The organism is Tritonibacter scottomollicae (assembly GCF_003003215.1).
GTDB lineage: Bacteria > Pseudomonadota > Alphaproteobacteria > Rhodobacterales > Rhodobacteraceae > Epibacterium > Epibacterium scottomollicae.
Window position 1 is genome coordinate 1 of sequence record NZ_PVUF01000041.1, and the last position, 7,464, is coordinate 7,464.

Annotated in this window: 5 protein-coding genes and 2 pseudogenes; 1 reads left to right on the forward strand and 6 read right to left on the reverse strand. The window is 58.0% G+C overall.

Annotated features, from left to right (window positions below; translation table 11 throughout):
- A pseudogene (locus CLV89_RS21740) lies at nucleotides 1-346 on the forward strand (hypothetical protein); the annotation flags it as partial.
- 176 nt (nucleotides 347-522) lie between these two features.
- Here CLV89_RS21740 and urtE read toward each other — a convergent pair.
- The 6 genes and pseudogenes from urtE to CLV89_RS21770 form a co-directional block, all read right to left on the reverse strand.
- Entirely contained in the window at nucleotides 523-1,218 is a 696-nt protein-coding gene (gene urtE, locus CLV89_RS21745; protein WP_106165684.1) for an urea ABC transporter ATP-binding subunit UrtE, read from the reverse strand.
- Nucleotides 1,205-1,960 carry an urea ABC transporter ATP-binding protein UrtD gene (gene urtD / locus CLV89_RS21750; protein ID WP_106165685.1) on the reverse strand — a complete coding sequence of 252 codons (756 nt, stop codon included), beginning with the start codon at nucleotides 1,958-1,960 and terminating at the stop codon, nucleotides 1,205-1,207. Before urtD ends, urtE begins: the two co-directional genes overlap by 14 nt.
- Nucleotides 1,957-3,138: an urea ABC transporter permease subunit UrtC gene (urtC, locus tag CLV89_RS21755; RefSeq protein WP_106165686.1), complete on the reverse strand. Its 1,182-nt coding sequence runs from the start codon at nucleotides 3,136-3,138 to the stop codon at nucleotides 1,957-1,959. Before urtC ends, urtD begins: the two co-directional genes overlap by 4 nt.
- A 4-nt stretch (nucleotides 3,139-3,142) precedes the next feature.
- Nucleotides 3,143-5,071 (reverse strand): urea ABC transporter permease subunit UrtB, encoded by a 1,929-nt coding sequence (gene urtB, locus CLV89_RS21760; protein WP_106165687.1) that lies wholly within the window; start codon nucleotides 5,069-5,071, stop codon nucleotides 3,143-3,145.
- Nucleotides 5,072-5,138: 67 nt separating this feature from the next.
- The gene (gene urtA, locus CLV89_RS21765) at nucleotides 5,139-6,425 is read right to left on the reverse strand and encodes an urea ABC transporter substrate-binding protein (RefSeq protein ID WP_106165688.1); all 1,287 of its coding nucleotides are present in this window, start codon (nucleotides 6,423-6,425) and stop codon (nucleotides 5,139-5,141) included.
- A 439-nt stretch (nucleotides 6,426-6,864) separates the two neighbouring features.
- Nucleotides 6,865-7,464, reverse strand: a pseudogene (locus tag CLV89_RS21770) (IS5 family transposase); the annotation flags it as partial.

A 7,464-nucleotide genomic window follows, 5' to 3' on the forward strand; every position in this document is an offset into this window, starting at 1 on the left:
GTGCGAACGGCATCATACCGATCCGCCGTAACGGTCGTGCCTGGAAGGCTGACTGCCCCGCGGCCATTGCGCGAAACGAGATCTTCCACGCAACCGGCACCTGGGCCGGACGCTCTGGAAAACGTGGACGCGATACCATATCCGCAGCCGGGTCGAGGCCAGGATGAACTGCCTCAAGCGCTTCGGGGAACGGATCATGTCACGAGACCCTGCCCGCCAAACCGCCGAAATTCACATCCGCATCGCAATCATGAATACCTTCTCGGCCCTCAGCCCTCGGCACAGCCGAGATCGAAGCCGTAACCTGAACTCAGGTGGGAAAGGGCAAACTCATCCCCGAACCTGATTGGCGCAACAACGCCGGCTTAAGTCGACCATTGTTGGACGGGTGGCACTTCTCCCAGTTAGCCAAGTGCCAATGACGGATGAAACGATGAGTATCGTCGAAACTGGGCAGAGCGCTTCTGCGGCAAGCTGCGAATACTGCAGTCTAAATTTCAAGTTCGCTTTGGTGAATCGCTGCTATAGTGCAAGCGCCTTCAGCAGGTCTTCTCTCTTGGCGTGCGACTTTGGAACAGAGTCCACGACCTGTCCACGCTGCATGATGTGGAAATGGTCAGAGTTGAGGTAGGCAAACTCAAAATTCTGTTCGACAAGGACGATTGCCAGATTGCCCCTATCTCGGAGCAGCTGGATAGTGCGGCCAATCATTTGGATAATATTGGGTTGAATGCCCTCGGTTGGTTCGTCCAGCAACAGAACTTTGGGGCGTGCGATAAGCGCGCGCGCAATAGAAAGCTGCTGTTGCTGGCCGCCGGACAAATCTCCACCGCGGCGGGATCTCATCTCCGCCAAAACGGGGAAGAGGTCATAGATATCATCGGGAATGGTGCGGTCGGGTTTTGGCAGGCAGGCGAACCCTGTTTCAAGGTTCTCCTCGACGGTCATCAACGGAAAGATCTCGCGGCCCTGCGGCACGTATCCAACGCCTGACTTAGCGGCCACGGCGGCACGTCCTGGCGGAATCGCCGTGCCATCCAATGTGATCGACCCACCCGAGAACGGATGCCGCCCCGCGATGGCCTTCAGAAGGCTTGTTTTACCAACCCCGTTGGTTCCCGTCACGCAGGTGACCTGACCGACAGGCGCGTGCAGCGTGATCCCGGTCAGGATTTGGGACTGTCCGTATTTCAGGTTCAGATTTTCAATCGCCAGCATCGGTGCGCCCCAAATAGACATCTACGACCGTCTTGTTCTTTGTCACGTGATCCAACGACCCCTCGGCCAGTACCGACCCTTCGTGCAATACCGTGACCTTGCAATTCAGCCGCCGAACGAACTCCATGTCATGCTCGACCACGATCACTGCGCGGGTTTTGGCCGCTTTCTTGAGGATATCGGTCGTGTGTTCACGTTCATGGGCCGTCATGCCGGCGGCGGGTTCATCGACCAACAGCAGACGCGGCGACTGAGCCAGAAGCATTCCGATCTCAAGCCATTGCTTCTGCCCGTGGCTCAGCTCGCCGGCGGGGCGGGTCAGCTGGTCTGTCAGGTTAATCTCATCAGCAATTTCTTCGATCCGCTCGGCGCCCTTAGACGTCTTGCGATAAAGCAGGACCGAGAAAACAGCGCGGGGGTTTTTCAGCGCCATCGCCAGGTTTTCGCGCACGGTCTGGGCTTCGAAAACGGTCGGTTTCTGAAACTTACGCCCAATACCCAGGCTGGCGATTTCGCTTTCGGACATCCCGATGAGCGAGCGGCTGTCATCCCCGAACAGGATGCGCCCTTCGTCCGGTTTTGTCTTGCCCGTGATGATGTCCATGAAGGTGGTTTTGCCCGCCCCGTTTGGCCCAATCACCGCGCGCAGTTCAGGTTCGCCGATTTGAAGGCTCAGGTTTGTGATGGCCTGAAACCCGTCGAAATTCTTGGAGATCCCCGACATTTCGAGAAGTGTAGTCATGATTTTCGCACCAATTTGTCAAACAGCCCGCCGATGCCCTTGGGGGCAAACAGTGTGACCAGCGCGAACGTCACGCCCAGCAGCACCAGCCACCAATCGACCCACTGTATCTTGTAGAAGCCCAGGTCGATGTCCGGTGCCCCGCCGCCCGTGAACCAACTGGAGAGCAATGACACCAACGCCGCACCGATCACCGCGCCATACAGCCGACCGCGCCCGCCAATGGCGACCCAAACGGCGAGGTAAATAGACGCGATCGGAGCAACTTCGGCGGGGTTGATGATCCCCGCTTGCGGGTAATAAAGCGCGCCTGCAATACCTGCGACGATCGCCGTAATCGTGAAGACGAACAGTTTATAGCTTTCGACGTGATAGCCCAGAAAGCGAACGCGGGACTCATCATCGCGGATGGCTTGAATGATATTGCCCAGCTTGCTGTCGGTGATCCAAGCAAACACCACATACCCCAAGGCGAGTGCTGCCGCGGAGGCAAGAAAGAAAACGAGTGAAATCACATCCTGTCCGCTGTCGGCAAAGCCCGGAATGTTCTGCAAGCCTGACAGTCCGTTGTTGCCCCGCAATCCGCTGTCGTTCTGGAACAGGTAAAGCGCCAGCGCCAATGTCATGGCCTGCGTGAGGATCGACAGGTAAACGCCCGTGACACGGCTTCGAAAGGCAAGCCAGCCAAACACCAACGCGAGCAGCCCCGGAACCAACACTACAATAGCGAGCTGCATGAACAGGCTGTCGGCAAACATCCAGATGGCAGGGAAGTCTGACGATCCTACGACGCCAAAGATCTGTTTGCCGATCGCATCGGTGACTTCTTGCTGGGTCGGAGGAATGACCTGCCCCGCGAGGCTTTGTGCAACGATCAGTTCGGTTCGGGCATACATCAACCACATCCCGATAGCGTAGCCGCCGATGCCAAAGAACGCGAAGTGGCCCAAGGACAGGATCCCGCAATACCCCCACACCACGTCCATCGCGATCGCGATGAGGCAAAAGCACAGCGTCTTGCCAAGTGTCTTGACGAAGGAGGTGGAGATAAGGCCCGTGCCCGTGGCTTCGGACATCACTGCGACGAAGACAGTGAACAGCGCAAGAGCGGCCAGAAAGTAAAGCACCGATGGGTTGCGCACGATGAAGGATTTGCGAGGGGGGGGTGTTTGGCTCATGGGATCAATCCGCTGCCGCCCGGCCCTTTGGAGCGACGATGCCCTTGGGTCGGAACTGAATGAACAGGATGATGAACAGGATCATGTAGGTCTGCGCGGCCAGCGTGTTGGACGGATTCAACCACTCGATCCCTTTTTGCAGGAACCCGATCAAGCCCGCCCCCGCCAAAGTGCCAAAGACCGACCCGACGCCACCGACAACGACCGTCATAAAGCTCTGTACGATATAGTTTGCACCCATCTCGGATGTGACTTGTGCATAAAGGCCAATGCCGACCCCCGCGACCCCCGCAATGCCGGAGCCGAGCCCGAAGGTCATCATGTTGATGCGGTCCGGGTTGATGCCCATAGAGGCGGCCATGCCCGGGTTCTGTGTCACGGCACGCACTTCCAAGCCAAGCCGCGTGCGTTTGAGGATAAACAGCAGCAAACACAGGAATACGATTGCCAACACGAAAATCGCAATGCGGATGTAGCTGATCTGGATCACGTCCGAGATCACCAGCGCTCCGCCCAGCCATTCGGGCGATGTCAGCGGGCGGGCCTGCGTCCCGAAGATGTTCTTGGCGATCTGCTGGAGCGCGATCGAGATGCCGAAGGTCGCGAGCAAGGTCTCGAGCGGGCGGTGATAAAGGTGCCGGATCACGAGACGTTCCATGGCGACCCCTGCCCCAAAGGTCACCGCAAAGGCCAGCGGCAGGGAAATCATCAGGGAAATCGTGTAATCGGGAACGAAAAGCTGCACGACATAGCCGGTGTATGCCCCCATCATGATGAATTCGCCGTGGGCCATGTTGATGACACCCATTTGGCCAAACGTAATCGCCAGCCCAATCGCGGCCAGGAAATAGATTGACGCCAGCGACAGCCCGTCAAGTGTGAGGTCGACCGTCTGCTCAAGCCCCACACGTGTCTCTACTGTGTCGAGCGTGGCGCGGGCGGCGTCAGTGATGGTGGGGTCGGGTTCGTCGTAGTCTTCATAGAACGTGAAACTCGACAGCGTTGCGGCCACGTCTGCCTGCGTGACAAGTGGCGGGACGAGGCCGTCTGCGGCCAGCGCCGCGTAGGCCTGGACACGCAAGACGTCGGTGCCAAGCTGCGCGATCGGCACGCCCCCGACGCGGCCATCGACGATATTGGCCTCAAGCGCGGCCCTTATGTCACCGGGCGAAACCAAGGGCGGGGCCAAATCAGCCTCGACGAGTTCAGAGTAGAAGGCCGCAGGATCACTCGAAGAATCGAGGACGCGGGCGATATTGCCACTCGGCTCGCCGTCAGTGACGTCAGTGGACGTGGACAGGATCTGGCTCAGAACCGCGCGCGCTTCGACAGAGGTGTCGGACGACAGGCTTTCAATCGCGACGACACGGTCGGCCGTGTCCTCCCCGAAACGCGCGATCAGGAAATTGATCAACTGCACCTTGCGGGCACGGATGTCAGGGTCCGCTTCCCCCTCAAGCGAGGCTTCGAGCAAGGGCAACTGGCTGGCATCCGCCCGCCTGCCGATGCTTTCAAGCGCGGACCGGCGCCGGTCGGGGTCCGGGTCCGTCAGCTGAAATTGCACCAGCGCAGATCCGATAACACGGCGCACACCGCCGTTCGGCCGTATCTGAGTGTATCCGTCAGACGCAGCAGTCGATTGTTCGCCGCTGTCCAGATCGGTCAGGGCAATCGCGTCGCCGTCCTCCGCGCCGATATAGAACAGGCTGGTCGCGTCATCCTGCCAGATGTTTCTTTCGGCCCATTGTTCCAGAAAAACGGACACCTGCGGCGACCCGAGGTCGGCCAGGTCATCCAGCACCACGCTGACGGAATTGCGTGACGGCGAGGCGACCTCTTCGGCATGGGTCTGCAATACCGATTGCAGATCCTGCGCCGCGGCCAAGCCAACAGTGACCACAAGCCAGACGAGACTGAGCAATACACGGATCATGGATAACTTTCGGTGACGGTCTTCAAGGGCCGCCCCGAACACCAAAATGTCCGGGGCGGTGAGGAGATCAGTAGTTCGAGGTCAGCTGAACGCAGGTCGCGGTCTCGGTGTTGTACATACCGCAGCCGAGGTCTTTCCAATCCGAGGTGAGGACAGCGGATTCAGGCAGGAAGTCTGTCCATGCATCGCCAGGGACTTCTTCGGTCTGGCTGATGATATCGAACTGGCCATCCTCTGTAATCTCACCGATCAGCACGGGCTTGGCGAGGTGGTGGTTGGGCAACATGACCGCCGTGCCGCCTGTCAGGTTCGGGAACTCCTGCCCGTACATCGCCTCGCGCACTGCGTCGACATCGGTGGTTCCGGCCTCTTCGACGGCGTTCACCCACATGTTGAAACCGATGTAGTGGGCCTCCATCGGGTCGTTGGTCACGCGCTCTTCGCCCATGGTCTCTTTCCATGCGGCCACCCATTCGTCGTTGGCTTCGGATTCGGCGGATTGGAAGTAGTTCCAAGCGGCAAGGTGCCCGACAAGGTCCGAGGTATCCAGACCGGAGAGTTCTTCTTCACCGACTGAGAAGGCCACGACAGGAATGTCGTCCGCAGAGATGCCAGCGGCGGCCAGTTCTTTATAGAAACCGATGTTGGCATCGCCGTTGATGGTCGAAATCACGCCGACCTGAGAGCCGTCGGCCCCCAGTTCAACCACATCCGCCACAATCGTGGACCAGTCGGAATGCCCGAACGGCGTGTAATTGACGAAGATGTTTTCCTCGGGAATGCCCGCGTCGATCAGGTATTGTTCAAGGATGTTGTTGGTGGTTCTGGGATAGACATAATCCGTGCCGAGCAGAGCAAATTTCTCGACCCCCAGTTCCTCAAGAAAATAATCGGTTGCGGGAATGGCTTGCTGGTTCGGAGCGGCACCCGTGTAGAACACATTGCGCGAAGATTCTTCGCCTTCGTATTGCACTGGGTAGAACATCAGGCCGTTCAGTTCCTCAAGAACCGGCAGGGCGGACTTACGAGACACGGAAGTCCACGACCCGAAGATCACGTCCACGTCGGACACAGTCAGCAGCTCCCGTGCCTTTTCAGCGAACAAGGGCCAGTCCGAGGCAGGGTCAACAACGACCGCCTCGATCTCGCAGCCCAACAGGCCGCCCGCTTTGTTCTGCTGCGCAATCAGCAATTCCATTGTGTCTTTCAGCGTAGTTTCCGAAATGGCCATAGTGCCGGACAGCGAGTGCAGCACGCCGACCTTAATTGGATCAGCGCAATCCTGTGCTGCGGCTGATCCTGCGATAAGGAATGCGGCAGTCACACCGAGTGAGTATTTAGTTATAATGTTCATGAGGTAATCCCCGTTGGGCGTGCGGCATGGCTGGCCATCCTTGACGAAGACGCCTAAAGGACCAAGTCTTGACGCACAGCGTTTGCTGTAGCTGCGGGCGGGGTGGATTCTGCAAGATTGTCCCGTCCGTAGCGTTTTGTTGCCGAAGCTACCTTAAGGTCAATTCTTAGTCGGTTAGCTTACAAGCCCTTATGTGGTGGACATTGCTGCGCCGCAGAACAGGCGCCTAATTCGCACGCAGTATTATTGACTGTTCCCAAAATTTAGGCATCAGACTCAATTAATAGTTCGTGCGAATTCGCAATGGACGCGCTGCAAATGGCCTACAGCCAAGGCATCGTTCTTTTGGATCCAGATTAGGCTAGTCGGGAGCAATCCGTTCTGAGCATGACCCAAACAGAAAACTTCCACCAACAAGATGTTCGCTTAGGGTCAGGATTCATAACCAATAAATGACGAGAGCCGCGAGCGCGATGGCAGAGAGGAACACCTTGGGGCAGCGGTCATAACGGGTCGCGACACGCTTCCGATCCTTGAGCCTACCGAACATGATCTCGATCCGGTTGCGACGCTTGTATCTGCGCTTGTCGTATTTGACCGGCGTTTTGCGTTTCTTCCGGCCTGGGATGCAGGCGCGTATCCCCCTGTCCTGTAACGCTTCTCTGAAACAGTCAGCATCATAGCCGCGATCCCCAAGCAGCCATTTGACCTTTGGCAGGCTACGCAGCAGGGCCCTTGCGCCGATGTAATCGCTCACCTGTCCGGCGGTAACGAACAGGTCGATTGGTCGTCCCTTACTGACGCAGATGGCGTGCAGCTTGGTGTTCATGCCGCCTTTGGTCCGACCGATCAGGCGGCCACGCCCCCGTTCGTCGGGGAATTGATCCCCCAGATCAATTCCTGATCCTCCTTACTTAACGCCCATGCTGGTCGCTGTTCGGTGGGCCTTCAGGTATGTCGCGTCCATTGCCCGGCAGTTGATTGCGAAGCAATCAATGAGAGGGATCATCACGGTCGTCTTCTCTCCGTGTTCCGCCGC

Coding starts and splice junctions, on each gene's coding strand:
- urtE (WP_106165684.1), bottom strand. CDS start 1,218: ATGCTGGCGATTGAAAATCTGAACCTGAAATACGGACAGTCCCAAATC.
- urtD (WP_106165685.1), bottom strand. CDS start 1,960: ATGACTACACTTCTCGAAATGTCGGGGATCTCCAAGAATTTCGACGGG.
- urtC (WP_106165686.1), bottom strand. CDS start 3,138: ATGAGCCAAACACCCCCCCCTCGCAAATCCTTCATCGTGCGCAACCCA.
- urtB (WP_106165687.1), bottom strand. CDS start 5,071: ATGATCCGTGTATTGCTCAGTCTCGTCTGGCTTGTGGTCACTGTTGGC.
- urtA (WP_106165688.1), bottom strand. CDS start 6,425: ATGAACATTATAACTAAATACTCACTCGGTGTGACTGCCGCATTCCTT.